A 17,463-nucleotide genomic window follows, 5' to 3' on the forward strand; every position below is an offset into this window, starting at 1 on the left:
TTCTGGCAGAAGTCAACTACCTCACGCCACTGTACGGGATCCCGGGCGGGTTGTCGAACTGAGTGTGATGCCGGCTGGGGCGTCGCCGAGATTCCACGGCGACACCCCAGCCCTCTAGTTGCGGCGCTGGGCGCGACGCAGACCCCACAGCAGAATGCAGCCAGCTCCCAGCGCGCCTGCCCCCACAAGCACGAGGAGCAGTCGCTCGCTTCCACCGGTACGCGCCAGCTCATTCGCGGACGTTTCCTGCCCCGGCGGGACTGCGCCGGGCACCTCCGCACCCGGCGCCTCACTGCCTGGCTTCCCCTCTCCTGGCTGCTCGCTCCCCGGCTTCTCGGGGATCGGCTTCTCGGGGATCGGCTTCTCGGGGATCGGCTTCTCGCTCGCGGCCTGCTCCCACGCAGCGTAGGCAGCGAGCAGGGTTGCAGCCGTTGCGTCGAGTGTGTCCTGAGCAACGTTGAGTCGCCCCTGGACGGCATGCGCCGTCCGCAGCTCTGCCCGCACCGCACGCTCGGCCTCAGCGACCTGCGCGGGGTCCGCGAGTTCGGCTGGCAGCCTGCGCTCCAATCCGAGCTGCACAGCGTCAATGGCATCGATGAGTGCTGCGCGATCGACCACCTCAAGCACCGCCTCCAGCGCGTCTACGGCGTCCGAGACGACGAAACCGAGGGCATCGGCATCGTCCTGCGTGGCCGGCGCGCCAGGCAGCTGCGCGCGCAGGGCGGCGATACCTGTTTCTGCCGCGGAGACATCCGCGACCGCAAACCCGTAATCCGCTTCTCCTGCGGGTGCAGCCGTTCCAATCACACGCTCGATCTGCCCGATGGCGGACTCCGCGCGGTCGATCTGCACGTCGAGGGCAGTCCGATCGATCGTTCCGGCCACGAAGCTGAACTCACGCGGCTCGCTCGCGTTCCCGTACGAGTCGTACGCCACGAGGGTGGCCCGGTACTCCTGCCCAATCGTGAGCGTGCGATCGATGGGCTGCCCCACGGTGTCCCCCTTCCGCACCGCGAGCGGGATATCAAGGACCGCGGGTTTCGGGGCAACGACGTAGTCGGAATAGATGCGGCCGTTCGCGGGAACCAGGTTGGTGACGAGCCCGGTCGCGGTATCCGTCACGCTGAGCGAGTATTCGGCGGTGAATTGGTCATCCCCTGCTTGCGGCACGCGCAGGACCGGTCCGGACGCCGTCTGCCGCACTGACGGCTGAGATTCAGTCCACGCCGGCGCTGCGGTATTCCGGTTCTCAGGGGTATAGGTAAAGCCGGCTTTCACCGCCGCCGGGCTCGTGCCGCGAGCAACGATCCAGCTGGGCCCCGCCAGAGAGCCTGACGAGGCAAACGGCGGATCCGTCTGGAACTGCCAGGTACCTGCGTCGTCATAGGTGCGGCCGGGCTGAGCGGCGTAGTTGATGCGGTCGATTTCGACTCGATCCGCGTAGACATCCACGACGACCGACTGAGCAGTCGGAATCGTTGCATCGCGCGCGAGACCCTCACCAAAGATCTGGAATTTGCCGTTATTCTCGCCGTACGACATCGAGCCCTCGTTGACAGAGGTGAAGCTCTCCTGGTGAATCGAGCGCTCATCAGTGATGTTGAGGTGGGAGTGGCCGGAAAAGTACACGACCTGCGGGAAGTCGGCGAGGTTCGTCTTCAGTCCGCTGTTCGAGGATTGAGCCCCGTCCCACACCGTGGACGAGATGGGACGGTGTCCGAATACGAAAATGGGAAGGTGCTGTGTCGTGGGATCCGCAGAGATCGCGCTCAGACGCCCGTACAACCAACTTGCTTGGGCACTGTTCCATGCTTCGGTATTCACCACAAATGCGGGGAACTCCCCGATGCTGCTCTCGTAGTAGCCCGTGGTGCCCGGGAACCAGTCCTCCGGATACTGCTCGGCCATCCGAGTGACGTAATCGTCGTGATTGCCGAACGTCAGCATGACTTGAGTGTCCGTCATCCCGGTCCGCGCCAGGTTCTCCTCCAGCATCGCGCGCGGGTACTGGTGGTGCGCAGCGGTGTTGAAGTGGTTGTCGTTGATCTGATCCCCGTTCGAGATCAGCGCGTCAGGATGCGGCGCGATGCGCTGCAGAGTGTCGAAGTAGCCTTGCCATTTCAGCGCACTGACGTCGTCGCCCGTGGAGAGGTGGATATCGCTCATCACCGCGAATTGTGCAAGCGGCTCTTCCACCGACTTGATCAGGATCCCGCTGATCGCCGGAGCACTCTCTGACCGGTCGGTGAAGGCTACCGCGCTCACATTGGCCGATGACTCGACCCGGATGGGTCCCGAGTAGACCGGGCTGTTCCTCGTCGGGTGCGTCCCATCGAGCGTGTACCGAATCTCGGCTCCAGCCTGCGCGGACACGGTCACGGTCTGCGCCCCGACGTATCGCCCACTGAGCAGACTGATCTGGGGAGCGGCGGGAGCCCCCTGAACTTCGGCCGCGATCGCGGCAGTGGGCATTCCACTTGGCATGACAGCCTGCGCTGCCAACAGCGCGACCCCGCTCAGCGCGAGTGCGACGATCCTTCGTCTGGACATCAGTATTCTCCCCGTTCTGACGCCCGTGATCGGGCGCACCCGTCCTAAGTTGTCAATACAGGGTGTCCGCATCCGTGCCGAGGCATGTCAGGTCCGTGAACGATGCGTCACCCCTGATTCATCCGCGCGTCTGACCTCCCCCGATTGCGCTCTTCGCGAGGCCAGATGTATTCGCCGCGGCGCACCTTGAACGCATAGACTCGAGGGCGTGACTCACATCTCCCGTCTTTCCCAGAAGATTGCCGCTATCGCGGAGTCTGCCACGCTCAAGGTCGATGCCAAGGCGAAGGCGCTCCAGGCCGAAGGTCGTCCCGTCATCAGCTACGCCGCTGGCGAGCCGGACTTCGCGACTCCGGCCCACATCGTCGAGGCTGCGCGCGCCGCGCTCGACAATCCCCAGAACTTCCGGTACACCGCAGCGGCTGGCTTGCCTGAGCTGAAGCGCGCAATCGCGGATAAGACCGCGCGTGACTCCGGCTGGGCGGTTGATCCCGCGCAGGTGATTGTCACCAACGGCGGCAAGCAGGCCGTGTACCAGTCGTTCCAGGCACTGCTCGATCCGGGCGACGAAGTGCTGCTGCCCGCGCCATACTGGACCACCTACCCCGAAGCGATTCAGCTCGCAGGCGGAGTGCCCGTCGAGGTGTTCGCCGGCTCCGATCAGGGCTACAAGGTGACCGTCGCGCAGCTGGAAGCTGCACGCACTGATCGCACGAAAGTCCTGCTGTTCGTCTCGCCGTCGAACCCGACCGGTGCCGTCTACTCTCCCGAAGAGACGAAGGCGATCGGCGATTGGGCTGAGGCCAACGGCCTGTGGATCATCGCAGATGAGATCTACCAGAATCTCACCTACGATGGGGTCCGCGCGATCTCCATTGTCGAAGCGACTCCCGCACTCCAAGATCGCACGATCCTCGTCAACGGTGTCGCGAAGACCTACGCCATGACCGGGTGGCGTCTGGGCTGGATGATCGGGCCCTCCGACATCATCAAGGGTGCGTCGAATCTGCAGTCCCACCTCAGCTCCAACGTGAACAACATCGCCCAGCGCGCCGCCATCGCAGCTCTCACGGGCCCGCAGGAGCCGATTGAGGAGATGCGTCTCGCGTTTGACCGCCGGCGCAAGCTGATCGTCGCCGAACTCAATAAGGTGCCCGGCTTCAACTGCCCGACGCCCGAGGGCGCCTTCTACGCCTACGTGGATGTCACGGCGGCACTCGGGAAGCCGGTGCGCGGGATCACCCCGACCACCTCGCTTGAGCTCGCCGACCTGATCCTTGAGCACGCTGAGGTCGCAGCGGTTCCCGGCGAGGCCTTCGGCCCGTCCGGCTACCTCCGTTTCAGCTATGCGCTCGGGGATGAGGCGCTCCTGACAGGCGTGCGCCGGATCCAGGCGCTGTTCTCGGAGTAGCGACTGAGCGTGCCTCTGAGCACGCGCGACCACGTCAGCGGCGGTGGGTTCCATTCACGGATCCGCCGCCGCTGTCATGCGCGGACAGCGTTGCAGCATCACTCGCTGCAGCCGCGCAGTCAGAGCGCACTGCCAGAAAACGCTGTGTCACCTGGCGCGGCCTTCGGCTGCGTGACATCAGGCGGCGCCGCACACCGCTGTCAGAACGCGCGCAAGACCTGATCCAGCACCGCATCGACTGACTGCTCGGGGCGAAACAGGAGCCAGTCGAGGCAGGCAGCGGCGAGGGCACCGAAGAACGCGGCGCCAGCGGTCTCGGTGATCGCAGCGGCCCCCGTCGCATCACCTCCAGCCGCCCGCGCCGCGCGCAGCACGTCGCGCAGCCGCACCGCAACCGCTGCGCGAGCGACCTCCACGGTCGGGGCCCACGGCCGATCGGTGCGAAATGTCTCGGCAGTCATGATCTTTGCGAGGTCGAGATTGTCCCGCATGGCTGCGAGCGTGGCTCCCGCCACCGCACGCGGCGCGTCAGCTGCCAGTGCCGTTGCGCTCGCTGCATCGATTGCTGCGGAGAGCTGCGCATACCCGTCGCGGATCACGGCCTCGAAGATCGCGTCCTTTGAGGCAAAGTTGTAGTACAGGCTGCCCTTGGCGACTCCGGCGGCATCCGCAATCTGGTCCATGGACGCACCGCTGATCCCCTGCTGCGCTGCCACGCGCACCGCGGCCTGAGTGATGAGTCTTCGAGTATCGACGCGTGCCATGACTCCTATCTTCCTCCCGTGCTCACGGGGTTACTCCCGCCAGGGCGGAATCACTCGGCCAGTCGCACGACCGCCGTCGCCTAAGAGCCACCCCACGCGCTTCGCAATTCGCAGTGCAATCGCGCTCTCGCGGAACACGATCGACGGCACCGCCGCGGTGAGCTGGCCCTCGACTCGGGGGACCTCGCTCACAGAGCGGAGCCAGAAGGTCAAGAGCACGTTCGTCCGTCCGGTCGTCGACGCGCAGAGTCGGATCCCGGGGATCTGGGCTGCCGCGCGGGCGAGTGTTTCATGTTCTGTCGCCGGAACACTCGCGAACCACTCGGCGGTGATTGGGGTGCCGCTCACATCCTGCGCGAGTTCACAGCGGAAGTGCACGAGTCCGTGCAGGATCGCCGCGCGAATCTGGCGGCGCACAGTCGGCTCGCTCATTCCGAGCCCTCTCGCGATGTCGGAGGCAGAGAGTCTGCCGTCCGCTGCAAGGGCGCGAAGCACGTCCGGGCTGATTCTGGGTGCCGGCCCATCGCTGCGCTCGCGCGGATTGAGCTGTGCCACCTGTCGCTCCTGTTCAGGCGAGAGCGAACGCACCGTCCAACTGTCCGCAATCACGTGCATCCGCGTACTGAAAGACGTCTCGATGTGCTCGATGCCTCGCACTGAGGCGATCCGTGGCAGTGTGTGCTCGGTGAGGTGAGCCATCGACGCTGCAGACACCGTCAGCAGGAGATCTCGGTGCCGCGCCGAGATATCCAGCGAGAGTACATCGGGGATTTCCGATAGCTCTCTGATGACTTCTTCTCTGCGCGACATCTCACACAGCACTTCGATGAAGGCGGTCACCGGAGTCAGCCGTGTACCGATCGAGTGCACCGCGATCCACGCGATTCCCGCTTCGCTCAGCCGCTTCCACCGCGTTGCGAGCGTGGTGCTGTGCACGCCAAGGATTGGCGCCAAGCTCGTCCACGAGGCACGCGGCGCAATCTGGAGCGCGTGGACGAGTTGCAGATCCTCGTCATCCAGAATGGATGGTTCATGAAGATGATCGTTTCGCGAGATTTCACGCATGTAGTGATTGAATCCTGCTTTTTTGAACAAAGCAACTATCAGACTTGCAGAATTGGCCTCACGCGACTGCGTATCGCCCAGGTTGAATTCGAAAGCAATGGAGCACACATGGCCATCACTGATGCCGCACAGGCCGATCTGGTGCGTCTCCGACGCGAGCTGCACTCGGCCCCCGAAGTGGGGCTCGATCTCCCGGGGACCCAGCGCACACTCCTCGCTGAGCTCGCGGGACTCCCGCTCGAGATCACGCTCGGCCGCGGCAGCACCTCAATTACCGCCGTCCTCCGCGGCACTCACCCGGGGCGACCCGAGCATGCGCCTGCCGTGCTGCTGCGGAGCGACATGGACGGGCTCCCCGTCACCGAGCCAGACACGCTGAGCTTTCATTCTCAGAACTCCGGCACCATGCACGCCTGCGGGCACGATCTTCACATGGCCATGCTCATCGGAGCGGCGCGTGAGCTCAGCACCAGGCGTGATGAGCTGTGCGGCGACGTCGTACTGATGTTCCAGCCGGGCGAAGAGGGCTGCGGTGGCGCCGCCCTCATGATCGAGGAGGGCGTGCTCGATGCGGCCGGCCCGCGTGTCAGCTCTGCATTCGGTCTGCACGTGTTCACCGGCGATCCGCGGCCAGCTCGCTTTGGTTTCCGCGCCGGCACCGCAATGGCCTTCGCCGCGTCGCTCGACGTCACAATCATCGGCCGCGGCGGCCATGGCTCCGCACCACACCTCGCGAGTGATCCGGTCCCCACGGTCGCCGAAACCGTCCTCGCGCTGCAGAGCGCAACCACCCGCCGCTTCAACGCGCTCGACCCGGTCGTCGTCACCGTCGGCCTGCTCTCCGCCGGCACCGCGAGCAACATCATTCCCGATAGCGCCCATCTCGCGGCCACAGTGCGCGGTTTCTCCCATGCCAGCCACGAACTCGCTGCCGAGGTACTCCCCACCATTGCGCACGGGATCGCTGCCGCACACGGCCAACGGGCGGAAGTCACCTTTCGCCCCGAGTTTCCACCGGTGGTCAACACGGCGTCGGAGGTCGCGATCGCGATTGACGTGGCCCGCTCGCTCTTCGGGGCGGAGCAGGTCGAGGAGCTGGAGAATCCAAAAACTGCCTCGGAGGACTTCGCCGAGATCTTGGAGCTCGTGCCAGGCGTCTTCGGCTTCGTCGATGCAACCCCGGCCGAAGGGAGCGACTACAACCACTCTCCCCACGCCGTCTACGACGATGCAGTGCTCGGCGCGGGCGCGACACTCCATGCTGAGTTCGCGATCGCCCGGCTCGCGGCGCTGTGTTCCTAGCGCGCCCTCGTCCCCTCGCTCGTTCCCACTCACGCTCGACCCCATTCACGCGTCACTCCAATGAAGGACATCATGACCGCCACCACAGTCTCCGCACAGGCGCGGAACGCAGCGCCACGATCACAAAAGCGAACCGTCTTCGCGACCAGCGTCGGCAACGCACTCGAATGGTTTGACTGGCAGATCTATGCGACGTTTGCGCCCTTCATCGCCGCCCAACTGTTCAACGCCGAGAATCCGGTCTCATCCCTGCTACAGACCTTCGCGATCTTCGCGGTCGGCTTCCTCGCCCGCCCGCTCGGCGGCTTGCTGTTCGGCTTGATCGCTGACCGCCGCGGTCGGAAGGTCTCCCTCATCCTCGCGGTCACCGCTGCCTCGCTCGGGAGCCTGATCATCGGGCTGACGCCGACCCACGCAGCGATCGGTGCGTGGGCCGCGGTGATCCTGCTCGTCGCCCGCCTGATCCAGGGCCTTGCTCACGGTGGGGAGATGCCAGCCGCCCAAACCTACCTCTCCGAGATCGCGGCACCCACCAAGCGCGGACTGTGGTCGTCACTGATCTACGTTTCCGGGACCACGGGCATCCTGTGCGCCACCCTGTTCGGCGCAGTGCTCACCGGGGTCATCAGTGAGACGGCCATGCAGGAGTGGGGCTGGCGGATCCCGTTCTTCGTCGCTGCGGCGTTTGGTCTCTTCGTGCTCCTGATGCGTGTGGGGATGCAGGAGACCGAGGCATTCGAGACGGGCCGGGTACAGACTCTCACTGATGCACGCCCCACTCCGCTGATGTCGGCCGGCCGCGCGGCGCTGCTCGTGATCCTGCTCACCCTTGGCGCGACTGTGTCCTTCTACGTCTGGGGCGTCACCGCCCCCGCCGTCGCAACGGCGACGCACGGCATGGCACCTGGCGCTGCGCTCTGGGCCGGGGCAGGCGGCATTGTGCTATTCATTGCAGTGCTTCCGCTGTGGGGTGCACTCTCTGACAGGATTGGCCGCAGGCCGGTGCTCCTGATCAGCCTGCTGGGCACGGCTGCGTTGTACTTCCCCATGCAGAATCTCATGTCCGATCAGCCGTGGACACTGCTTGTCGCGACTGGAACAGTCTTGGTGTTCCTGGCCGGCACCATGTCCATCTTGCCCGCGGTGTTTGCCGAGCTGTTCCCCACCCATATTCGCACCGTCGGCACCGCAGTCCCCTACAGCATCGCGGTGGCACTGTTCGGCGGCACGTCACCGTATCTGCAGACCTATTTCGGCGCACAGCTGGAATTGCCGTGGCTGTTCTCACTGTACGCAGTACTCCTGCTGCTGATCTCTGCAGCAACCGCGTTCTTCCTGCTGCCTGAGACAAAGGGTCGCGCGCTGTAGTCGTTGCGCGGGGCTCCTCCTGCGCCCCGTAGCTTCGAGTTCCCACGCCAGCTCGGGCCGAGAGTCCTTCAGATTCTCTGCCCGAGCTGGCGTGTGTGGTGCAGGATTGCAGGATCTTTCTGTGGCGCATGGCGAACGTTCCGGGTGCGTTCGCAAATTGCCGCGCTTCACTGCGGAATAGATCCGGGCACTTCGCGTTATCTTTATATGCAAGCGCATATATTTGGAGGCAGCATCATGGAATTCGGGATCTTCTCGGTCAGCGACGTTACCCGCGACCCCGTCGCCGATAGAACGCCCAGCGAGGCGGAACGCATCGAGGGGCTGGCGCAGATCGCCGTGCACGCCGAGGCCACCGGCTTCGACGTCTTCGCGATTGGCGAGCACCACAATCCGCCGTTCTTCTCGTCGAGCCCGACCACATTCCTCGCCTACATCGCAGCGCTCACGACCACGCTGAAGCTCAGCACGTCGACCACGCTCATCACCACGAACGATCCAGTGCGCATCGCCGAGGAATACGCGATGCTGCAGCACCTCGCCAAGGGCCGCATGGACCTCATGCTCGGTCGCGGCAACACCGCACCCGTGTACCCGTGGTTCGGCAAAGACATTCGCTCGGCGCTGCCGCTCGCACTCGAGAACTACAACCTCTTGCACCGTCTGTGGCGCGAAGACGTCGTGGACGCCGAGGGGAACTTCCGCACGCCGCTGCAAGGTTTCACTTCAACGCCCCGTCCACTCGACGACGTGCCGCCGTTCGTGTGGCACGGTTCGATCCGCACCCCCGAGATCGCTGAGCAGGCGGCGTACTACGGCGACGGCTTCTTCGCGAACCACCTCTTCGCTCCGTCAGAGCATTTCCTGCGCCTCGTCCGGTTCTACCGCGAGCGCTTCGAGCACTACGGACACGGTACCCAGAAACAGGCGATCGTGGGGCTGGGCGGGCAGGCATTCGTCGCGAAGAAGTCACAGGACGCCGTCGCGCAGTTCCGGCCCTACTTCGCGGAGGCCCCGGTCTATGGCCACGGCCCCAAGCTCGAGGACTTCACGCAGCAAACGCCGCTCACCGTTGGGAGCCCGCAGGAGATCATCGACAAGACGCTCACCTTCCGCGACACCTTCGGGGACTACCAGCGACAGATGTTCCTCGTGGATCACGCGGGCCTCCCGCTGAAGATGGTGCTCGAACAGCTCGATATGCTGGGCTCCGAGGTCATCCCAGTGCTCCGCCGCGAAATGGCGGCAGGGCGCGATCCTGAGGTCCCCGAATCTCCGAGCCACGAAAGCCTCGTCCGCGCAAAGTACGGAGACGCCGAGCCGCGCCAGCCGCGTCCCAATGCGAACCGCGGAGACAATGTGACCGGCGGCTCCCCTTACCAGGATTCGCCAGCCAAATCTGGCGCTGCGTTCGGTCTGAGCTAGGGATCAACGCGATCCCAGCGAACCGCGTGCCACACCCAATGCCCATCTCACCACAGTGACCGAGAGGACCCCTCATGAACTCCGCCGCGCGCACCGATATTCGCCTCACCAACGAGGCGTGGGAAGCGCTCATGACCGCACACGCCACGCTCATGGGGACCTTCGGTGGCGAGGGAATGTGGAAAGAAGCGAGCGTGCGTGAGTACGACGTGCTGTACACGATCGCCAAACGGGGGGAACCGATGCGGATCTGCGAGATTCAGGACAGCGTGCTTCTCAGCCAGCCTGCCCTGTCCCGCATGATCGACCGGCTCGCGACTCGCGGTCTGATCGACCGCGCGGCCGACGAACACGACGGCCGCGCGGTGCGCGTCTCACTCACCACTGAGGGCGCACGGGTGCAGCGCGAGATCGGGCGAGCCCACGCAAAAAGCGTGGCTCGCGAACTCGGCTCGGCACTCTCCACTGACGAACTCCACGAACTCGAGCGACTCTGCCGCAAGCTCGTGACGCCTGCAGTGTCCGCGTCTCCTGCGCCACACGGGGCGTAGGCCAGCGCGGCCAGCACCCCCACGGCACTCCGGCACAGCTCGCAACACAGGCGACTTCTTCGGGTCTGCCCCTATCTCTACCCACCCACCACGCGTGAGGAACCCCCACACCATGAACACACCCTTTGACGGCGCAGCCACCCTGACGGATCCTGAGCTCACGGCAGCCCACCGTACCGTCTCACTCGCACTCGTGAGCGCTGGCACGAGCGACCCATCCACCACCACAATGCTCGCCCGCCGAGTCGCGGAGCAGGCCGCACGGCTCGGCGAAAAACAGGGCTTGCGCGTCGAGGCACGGCTCATCGACCTGCGCGTCCTTGCCGCAGACGTCACCACCGCGCTTGTAACACAGCACGTGTCTCCCGCGCTCCAGGAAGCGAGCGACATCATGCGCGAGGCCGATGGCATCATCGCTTCGACGCCGGTCTACAAGGCAGGTGCGAGCGGGCTGTTCACTTCATTCTTCCAAGTGCTCGACAACGACCTGCTGATCGGCACGCCCGTGGTGCTTGCGGCGACCGCGGGCAGCGCACGGCACGCACTCGTTGTGGACGACCAGATCCGCGGCATGTTCGCGTATCTCCGCACGATCAGTGTGCCCACCGCGCTCTTCGCGGAGCCCGACGACTGGACCCGGAGCGACTTCAGTGGCCGGATCGAGCGCGCAGCGACCGAACTGATCGCACTGATCTCCGGCGATTTCCGCACGGCCGTGCGCGGTGAATCCTGGGCGGCGTACCAGCATTCCTTCGGCAGCGCAGGCGGCACCGAGCTTGGGATTGATCTCTCCTCGGACCTCATGCGCCTCGCGACGGGCGGCGCGGCCTAGTTCACCGGCCGAGACGGGCTCGGCCGCCGGGCGCGGCACAGCCCGCAGCCAGGCGGCAGTTCCGTCTTCTCTATGAGTCGCCAGCGGAGATCGCAGCAGCTTCGTCGACCACGGTCTCATGCGGACGACCGATGTGCGCGAGCGCGCGGCCCGAGACCGCGAGCACCACCACAGCAACGACGACCGCAGCAGCTCCTGCGAGGTATGGTGCCCCCGATCCAAGCGCCTCTGCAAGTGGCCCTGCGACTGCTGGCGCAACGGCTCCACCCATAAACCGCACGCCAGAGTATGTCGACGATGCGACGTTGCGCGGGAGATCCGTCGCTTCCATCACGGCCTCGGTGAGCGCGGTGTTCATCACTCCGAGCAACAGACCGCTCATGACCACAACAGTGACGAGCCCAGGCAGCGAGTCAACGAATACAGCGAGCAACACGAGACACACGGTCAGTCCGCCGAGCATACTGAAGAGCACCGGCCGCAAGCCCAGTGTGCGAGTCAGCACCGGAGCCACGAGCACTGAGGTGATCGCCAACGCGAGGCCCCACCCGAAGAACACGAGCCCGAGCTCGCTCGCGCCAAACTCCAGCCCCGCAGTGCGCGCCGCGGCCTCCATTGGGTACGGGCTGTACGCCAGTAGTACGAAGAAGCCAAAATTGTAGAACAGGGCAACGAGCGACAGCACCCGCAGCGCAGGGTGACGTAGTGCACGGAATCCGGCGAGCAACGACGTCGGTGCCGGCGCCGCCGCGGTGTCCGGTTTCCGCAGCAGGATCAGGATCGCGACGAGGGCGATCGCCATGAGGGCGGCGGTTCCGAAAAACGGCCCGCGCCACGACACGTTGCCGAGCGCACCGCCGATGAGCGGTCCCGTCGCGAGCCCCACTCCGAGTGCCGCTTCATAGAGCACGATCGCTTGTCGCGCGCCGCCGGACGCTGCGCCCACAATCGCGGCCAGCGCCGTCGAAATGAAGAGCGCATTCCCCAAGCCCCAGCCAGCGCGGAAGCCAATAATCGCGTCGACCGTTCCTGAAGCGCCTGCGAGGGCAGCGAAGATGACGACGAGCACCAGCCCGGCGATCAGCGTGCGCTTCACTCCGATCCGGCCGGACACCCAGCTCGTGAAGAACATCGCGAGCCCCGTGATGAAGAGGTAACTCGTGAAGAGCAGCATCGTCTGGCTGGGGCTTGCGCCGAGCTCCGTGCTGATGGCGGGCAGAATCGGATCGACAAGCCCGATCCCCATAAAGGAAACTGCGCAAGCAAACGCGATTGCCCACACTGAAGTGGGCTGGCGCAGCAGCGATGCCCTACCGCGATGCGTTGCCTGGGCTGCGGCCGCAGGCGCTGGTATTTGCTGGGGTGAGGTGTGCGTGGACGTGGCGGGCTCCTAGCGATGAGAGAGGTGGCAGACGAGGTGGTCATCCGCACGGACTGCGATCCAGATCCGTTTCGGACGCGGTGCCCCGCTATCCCGAAGGATCGCCCACGGCCTCGCTCAACTGCTGCAGCAGTTCTGCAGCGCGGGCGAGCGTCGCCCGATCGAAGTCAGTCAGTCCGGCAAGGTGCGGATCCACCGCCGCTGCCGCGGCGTGCCGGTAGTCCGCAAGTGCGGCGCGGCCACTATCTGTCGCGGACACGAGCATCGCACGCCCGTCTTCGGGGTCGGGAGCACGGGCCACCCAGCCCTCTCCTTCGAGGCGCTGCACGAGCGCGGTCATCGTCGGCTGTGCGACCCGCTGCCCGTGCGCCAGCGTACTGATCCTCGCGGGCGCGGAGCTGAGCTCGGAAAGCACACGCCACGCGACGGTCGAGTAGTGCACTCCAGGCACGCGACCGACGGTCCGACTAAAACGCGCGGTAGCGAGCAGCAAATCCAAAGCCAGGCGATCCTCTCCCCGAGATACATCGCTCAAATCTGGCTCCATGTCACCATACTTTAGCACAAACTACATAGGCAGGCTATCTACTTAGTCACTCACCCCCTGCAGGCACCACGAGCGCTGAGCCACACTTGGCTGCCTCACTTGCGATACAGCAAGGTTCTGCGACTCCTACGTCACGAGAGCGCCCCGTACAGCACAAGGGCCGGATCCCCGAGGGGGATCCGGCCCAGAGTACGACACGCGAAACTACGCCGTCACGTACCCGTCAGCGACGTCGAGTGCGGCATCGATGATCTCGAGGCCTGCGATCAGATCGTCCTCGGAGATGATCAGTGGCGGCGCCACCTGGAGACGGTTGCCAGCCGCGAACGGCCAGAGGCCTGCAGCCTTACACGCGGCAACGACCGCATTGAACGGGGCAGCAGCTTCACCGGCCGCGTTGAACGGAATGAGTGGCTCACGCGTCGCCGGGTCTTTCACGAGCTCGATCGCCCAGAACAGCCCCGTGCCGCGCACCTCGCCCACTGCCGGGTGCTTTGCTGCCATTGCCTCGAGGCGCGGACGCACGACGCGCTCACCCAGATCGCGTACGCGCTCCAGAATGCCCTCTTCCTCGAAAATATCGAAGGTGGCAACGCCAGCGGCGCAGGCCAGCGGGTGGCCGGAGTAGGTCAGGCCACCGGGGAATGCGCGCTGCTCGAACGTCGCGTGGATCGCCTCGCTGATGACGACTCCGCCGAGCGGGACGTAGCCCGAGTTGACGCCCTTCGCGAAGGTCACGAGATCAGGGTTTACGCCGAATGCCTGGTAGGCAAACCACTCACCGGTGCGACCGAAGCCGGCCATCACCTCATCGCAGACCAGCATGATGCCGAACTCGTCACACAGCGCGCGCACGCCGGCAAGGTACCCGGGCGGCGGGATTAAGATCCCGTTCGTGCCAGTCACCGACTCGAGGATGATCGCGGCAATCGTGTCGGGACCTTCCAGCTCGATCGTCTGACGCAGGTGCGCCAACGCCCGCTCCGACTCTTGCTCAGGGGTCTCCGCGTAGAACGCCGAGCGGTACGGGTACGGTCCGATGAAGTGAACAACGCCAGCGTCAAGCGTGCCGTTTGCCCAGCGCCGGGGCTCACCCGTGAGGGTAATCGCCGTGCCAGTGGAGCCGTGGTACGAGCGGTAGCGCGAGAGCACCTTCTGGCGCCCGGTGTGGTGCCGCGCCATGCGCACGGCATACTCGATCGCGTCCGCGCCGCCGTTCGTGAAGAACACCGAGCGCGCACCCTCGAAGGAGTGCTCCACAATGCGCTTCGCGAGCTCGCCACGCACGTCATTCGCCATCGCGGGCTGGATGGTCGCGAGACGACCGGCCTGCTCCTGGATCGCCTGCACGAGACCGGGGTGCTGGTGCCCCAGGTTCAGATTAACGAGCTGCGACGAGAAGTCGAGGTATTCCGTGCCGTCGTAGTCCCAGAAGCGCACGCCCTCGCCCTTCGCGATGGGCAGGGGGTTGATGGCCCCCTGCGCCGACCACGAGTGGAATACGTACTGGCGATCGTTCGCGCGCACCTCGCGCTGCGCCTCGGTGTCGCCGAACTGCTGCTCAGCGCCGTTCAGATCAATGTAGTCAGCCATGACTGCAGTCTCCTTCGAATCCGTCTTAGCTGTTGCTCGGGAAGCCGAGGTCGACCTTCGACTGGTCCGGGTTCGGCCAGCGGGTGGTGACCACCTTGGAGCGGGTGTAGAAGTTGATCGACTCAGGGCCGTAGATGTGGGAATCACCGAACAGTGAATCCTTCCACCCCCCGAACGAGAAGGAACCAACCGGAACGGGGATCGGGACGTTGATGCCCACCATGCCGGCCTCAACTTCAAACTCGAACTGGCGAGCGACGCCGCCGTCACGCGTGAAGATCGCTGTGCCGTTGCCGAACTGGTGATCGTTAATCAGCTGCACGCCCTCTTCATAGGTGGCGACTCGCACGACGGCGAGCACCGGCCCGAAGATCTCGTCGAGGTACATCTTGCTGTCGGTCTTGACGTGATCGACAAGCGAGACACCCGTGAAGAAGCCGTTGCCCTCGAACTGGGTCTCGCGCCCGTCAACGACGACCGTCGCACCCTCGGCCTCGGCACCTGCGACGTAGGACTCGACGCGCTCCTTGGCTTCCTTCGTGATGAGCGGGCCCATCTCCGATGCGGGATCCGTGCCGTCGCCGATCTTCAGATCCTTGATGCGGTCGGCGATCTTGCCGACGAGCTCGTCAGCGATGTCGCCGACGGCCACCACGACCGAAACGGCCATGCAGCGCTCGCCTGCCGAGCCGTACGCCGCGGAGACCGCTGCGTCAGCAGACATGTTGAGGTCAGCGTCCGGCATCACGATCATGTGGTTCTTCGCGCCGCCAAGTGCCTGCACGCGCTTGCCGTTGCCAGCTGCGCGCTCGTAAATGTACTTTGCGATCGGAGTCGAGCCAACAAAGCTGATCGCCTTGACGTCGCGGCTGTCGAGCAGAGTATCGACAGCGACCTTGTCGCCGTGGACGACGTTGAGTACGCCGTCGGGCAGGCCTGCCTCGCGGAACAGATCCGCGATGAAGACCGAGGCGGACGGATCACGCTCGGAGGGCTTGAGGACGACCGTGTTGCCGCAGGCGATTGCTGATGCGATCATCCACAGCGGCACCATGACCGGGAAGTTGAACGGAGTGATCGCAGCAACGACGCCAACCGGCTGCTTGATCGAGTGCACGTCGACACCGGTCGACACCTGCTCATCGCGCTCACCCTTGAGGAGGTGCAGGAGACCGGACGCGAACTCAACGTTCTCCAGGCCGCGCGCGATCTCACCCGCGGCGTCCGAGAGCACCTTGCCGTGCTCGCTCGTGACGATCGCCGCCAGCTCGGGGGTGCGCTGCTTCAGGAGCTGACGCAGATTGAAGAACACGTCCGCACGCTTCGTGAGGCTCGTCTTGCGCCACATCGGCAGTGCTGCCTGCGCAGCCGCGATGGCCTGCTCCACGGTCTCAGCCGAAGCGATACCCAGCTCGTGCTGCTGCTCGCCGGTCGCCGGGTTGAAGACAGGCTGGAAGCGCTCGCCGGCCTCAACCTTTTCGCCGCCAATAACGTGGGGAATGCGTGCCATGTTGACGCCCTCTTTCCGTGTCGTGTTGAAGTGCTCTTGGGCCAGTGCCCAACTATCCGGGCAAAGTGTTCGAGGAACGGATCCTCGCTAGTTATGAGTCTGTCACTGATGCATTCAAGCAGCGACCGACAAAGCATCGCAGAATCGCCCCAATTCCGTACACTGTGTATGACATGGATACGAATGCCACAGACCCCACTCCGATCACCGTTGCAGACGCGCTCGCACTGCCCGAGCTGCGCGCCGGGGCCCCTGACCTGGTGGCGGGCAAAAACGGCCCGAGCGCAGGCTCCGCTGGGCACACGTGGTCGCGGGGACGGGCGCGTTCGGTCTGCTCGACGGCGCAGAGCTGATCCTCACGACAGGGGCCGGCTGGCCCAGCGATGCTGCAGCGCTCGAAGATCTCTCAGCAGCACTGGTTGGCGCCGATCCTGCTGCGGTCGTGCTGGAACTCGGGGCGAACTTCAGTGCGGCGCCCGTCGAGCTAATCCGGGCATGTGAGGAGCGCACGATTCCGCTCATCCTGCTCCACCGTGAGGTGCGCTTCGTGCAGATCACTCAGCGGATCCACCAGCTCGTACTCGCCGCGCAGACCGAGGCGCTCGCCGCCCGAACCGAAGTGCACGAGATGCTCACCGAACTCGGTCTCAACCGCAGCCCCGTTGACTACGTGATCGAGCGGCTCGCGGAGACGATCGGGGCTCCTGTGGTGCTTGAAGACTCTGCGGAGCATGTGGTGGCGTGGGCGGCGCGTGATCGGGACCCCGAATCAGTGCTTGCCCCGTGGACCGCCGCCGGCCCGCGCTCACTCCCGGCCGGCTCTGAACGCATCGCCGTCGGGCACAAGGGCGAAGCTGGGGTCACCTCGCTGCGCTTCCCGGGCCAGCCCACCCGGCCGGCCGGCGCACCGTGCTTGAACTCGGGGCACTTGCGCTCGCCCTCGGCAGGCTCGCCGACACGACTGGCGAACAGTGGTTACAGCTGAGTTCCAAACAGCTCTTCGACACGCTCCTCAGCGGGCGCTACCGCCGAGATACGGAGCTTGCTGCGCAGCTTGCGGCCGCGGGCTTACCCGTGGACGGCCGGCTCCTCCTCGGGGCGACGCTGCGCGGGACCGGCGCGTTCGGGGCGCACGACACTCTCGAGCGCGCCCTCCTGGAGACG

Annotated in this window: 15 protein-coding genes; 8 read left to right on the forward strand and 7 right to left on the reverse strand. The window is 65.2% G+C overall.

Features of this window, described 5'->3' with window-relative positions:
* Positions 1 to 114: 114 nt before the first annotated feature.
* Positions 115 to 2,550, reverse strand: a complete 2,436-nt coding sequence (locus tag K1X41_RS06690; RefSeq protein ID WP_220175641.1) for a chitobiase/beta-hexosaminidase C-terminal domain-containing protein — start codon at positions 2,548 to 2,550, stop codon at positions 115 to 117.
* Positions 2,551 to 2,758: 208 nt separating this feature from the next.
* Between K1X41_RS06690 and K1X41_RS06695 the strand changes: the two genes are divergently transcribed.
* Positions 2,759 to 3,961 carry a pyridoxal phosphate-dependent aminotransferase gene (locus K1X41_RS06695; protein ID WP_132206770.1) on the forward strand — a complete coding sequence of 401 codons (1,203 nt, stop codon included), beginning with the start codon at positions 2,759 to 2,761 and terminating at the stop codon, positions 3,959 to 3,961.
* A 200-nt stretch (positions 3,962 to 4,161) separates the two neighbouring features.
* On the opposite strand, the gene K1X41_RS06700 is transcribed toward K1X41_RS06695, so the two are convergent.
* Both K1X41_RS06700 and K1X41_RS06705 read right to left on the reverse strand, forming a co-directional pair.
* Positions 4,162 to 4,725: a TetR/AcrR family transcriptional regulator gene (locus tag K1X41_RS06700; RefSeq protein ID WP_133617307.1), complete on the reverse strand. Its 564-nt coding sequence runs from the start codon at positions 4,723 to 4,725 to the stop codon at positions 4,162 to 4,164.
* A 30-nt stretch (positions 4,726 to 4,755) separates the two neighbouring features.
* Positions 4,756 to 5,790 (reverse strand): Lrp/AsnC family transcriptional regulator, encoded by a 1,035-nt coding sequence (locus K1X41_RS06705; RefSeq protein WP_220175642.1) that lies wholly within the window; start codon positions 5,788 to 5,790, stop codon positions 4,756 to 4,758.
* A 108-nt stretch (positions 5,791 to 5,898) separates the two neighbouring features.
* Between K1X41_RS06705 and K1X41_RS06710 the strand changes: the two genes are divergently transcribed.
* The 5 genes from K1X41_RS06710 to K1X41_RS06730 all read left to right on the forward strand — a co-directional run bounded on the left by K1X41_RS06710 (position 5,899) and on the right by K1X41_RS06730 (position 11,268).
* Positions 5,899 to 7,092 carry a M20 metallopeptidase family protein gene (locus K1X41_RS06710; RefSeq protein ID WP_220175643.1) on the forward strand — a complete coding sequence of 398 codons (1,194 nt, stop codon included), beginning with the start codon at positions 5,899 to 5,901 and terminating at the stop codon, positions 7,090 to 7,092.
* Positions 7,093 to 7,164: 72 nt separating this feature from the next.
* Positions 7,165 to 8,460 carry an MFS transporter gene (locus K1X41_RS06715; protein WP_208107924.1) on the forward strand — a complete coding sequence of 432 codons (1,296 nt, stop codon included), beginning with the start codon at positions 7,165 to 7,167 and terminating at the stop codon, positions 8,458 to 8,460.
* Positions 8,461 to 8,697: 237 nt separating this feature from the next.
* Positions 8,698 to 9,885, forward strand: coding sequence for a CE1758 family FMN-dependent luciferase-like monooxygenase (locus tag K1X41_RS06720; protein WP_133617304.1), 1,188 nt, complete (start codon positions 8,698 to 8,700; stop codon positions 9,883 to 9,885).
* Positions 9,886 to 9,959: 74 nt separating this feature from the next.
* Positions 9,960 to 10,436 (forward strand): MarR family winged helix-turn-helix transcriptional regulator, encoded by a 477-nt coding sequence (locus K1X41_RS06725; RefSeq protein WP_132206764.1) that lies wholly within the window; start codon positions 9,960 to 9,962, stop codon positions 10,434 to 10,436.
* 112 nt (positions 10,437 to 10,548) lie between these two features.
* Positions 10,549 to 11,268: a CE1759 family FMN reductase gene (locus K1X41_RS06730; RefSeq protein ID WP_220175644.1), complete on the forward strand. Its 720-nt coding sequence runs from the start codon at positions 10,549 to 10,551 to the stop codon at positions 11,266 to 11,268.
* Between the two features lie 70 nt (positions 11,269 to 11,338).
* Here K1X41_RS06730 and K1X41_RS06735 read toward each other — a convergent pair whose 3' ends face one another.
* The 4 genes from K1X41_RS06735 to K1X41_RS06750 form a co-directional block, all read right to left on the reverse strand.
* Positions 11,339 to 12,514, reverse strand: a complete 1,176-nt coding sequence (locus tag K1X41_RS06735; protein WP_220175645.1) for an MFS transporter — start codon at positions 12,512 to 12,514, stop codon at positions 11,339 to 11,341.
* Between the two features lie 223 nt (positions 12,515 to 12,737).
* Positions 12,738 to 13,184, reverse strand: coding sequence for a MarR family winged helix-turn-helix transcriptional regulator (locus K1X41_RS06740; RefSeq protein WP_243736103.1), 447 nt, complete (start codon positions 13,182 to 13,184; stop codon positions 12,738 to 12,740).
* Positions 13,185 to 13,400: 216 nt separating this feature from the next.
* Positions 13,401 to 14,789: an aspartate aminotransferase family protein gene (locus K1X41_RS06745; RefSeq protein WP_133617299.1), complete on the reverse strand. Its 1,389-nt coding sequence runs from the start codon at positions 14,787 to 14,789 to the stop codon at positions 13,401 to 13,403.
* A gap of 25 nt (positions 14,790 to 14,814) precedes the next feature.
* Positions 14,815 to 16,299, reverse strand: coding sequence for a CoA-acylating methylmalonate-semialdehyde dehydrogenase (locus K1X41_RS06750; RefSeq protein WP_220175646.1), 1,485 nt, complete (start codon positions 16,297 to 16,299; stop codon positions 14,815 to 14,817).
* A gap of 44 nt (positions 16,300 to 16,343) precedes the next feature.
* On the opposite strand from K1X41_RS06750, the gene K1X41_RS15460 reads away from it, so the two are divergent.
* Positions 16,344 to 16,652, forward strand: a complete 309-nt coding sequence (locus K1X41_RS15460; RefSeq protein WP_258566689.1) for a hypothetical protein — start codon at positions 16,344 to 16,346, stop codon at positions 16,650 to 16,652.
* Positions 16,604 to 17,284, forward strand: a complete 681-nt coding sequence (locus tag K1X41_RS15465; RefSeq protein WP_258566690.1) for a PucR family transcriptional regulator ligand-binding domain-containing protein — start codon at positions 16,604 to 16,606, stop codon at positions 17,282 to 17,284. The genes K1X41_RS15460 and K1X41_RS15465 overlap by 49 nt, the downstream gene beginning before the upstream one ends.
* The last annotated feature ends 179 nt before the right edge of the window (positions 17,285 to 17,463 follow it).

This window comes from Leucobacter luti (genome assembly GCF_019464495.1).
Taxonomy (GTDB): domain Bacteria; phylum Actinomycetota; class Actinomycetes; order Actinomycetales; family Microbacteriaceae; genus Leucobacter; species Leucobacter luti_A.

Bases quoted from the DNA above. Each gene is read 5' to 3' on its own strand.
- K1X41_RS06690 (WP_220175641.1), bottom strand. From the start codon at position 2,550: ATGTCCAGACGAAGGATCGTCGCACTCGCGCTGAGCGGGGTCGCGCTG.
- K1X41_RS06700 (WP_133617307.1), bottom strand. From the start codon at position 4,725: ATGGCACGCGTCGATACTCGAAGACTCATCACTCAGGCCGCGGTGCGC.
- K1X41_RS06705 (WP_220175642.1), bottom strand. From the start codon at position 5,790: ATGCGTGAAATCTCGCGAAACGATCATCTTCATGAACCATCCATTCTG.
- K1X41_RS06710 (WP_220175643.1), top strand. From the start codon at position 5,899: ATGGCCATCACTGATGCCGCACAGGCCGATCTGGTGCGTCTCCGACGC.
- K1X41_RS06715 (WP_208107924.1), top strand. From the start codon at position 7,165: ATGACCGCCACCACAGTCTCCGCACAGGCGCGGAACGCAGCGCCACGA.
- K1X41_RS06720 (WP_133617304.1), top strand. From the start codon at position 8,698: ATGGAATTCGGGATCTTCTCGGTCAGCGACGTTACCCGCGACCCCGTC.
- K1X41_RS06725 (WP_132206764.1), top strand. From the start codon at position 9,960: ATGAACTCCGCCGCGCGCACCGATATTCGCCTCACCAACGAGGCGTGG.
- K1X41_RS06730 (WP_220175644.1), top strand. From the start codon at position 10,549: ATGAACACACCCTTTGACGGCGCAGCCACCCTGACGGATCCTGAGCTC.
- K1X41_RS06735 (WP_220175645.1), bottom strand. From the start codon at position 12,514: ATGGGGATCGGGCTTGTCGATCCGATTCTGCCCGCCATCAGCACGGAG.
- K1X41_RS06745 (WP_133617299.1), bottom strand. From the start codon at position 14,789: ATGGCTGACTACATTGATCTGAACGGCGCTGAGCAGCAGTTCGGCGAC.
- K1X41_RS06750 (WP_220175646.1), bottom strand. From the start codon at position 16,299: ATGGCACGCATTCCCCACGTTATTGGCGGCGAAAAGGTTGAGGCCGGC.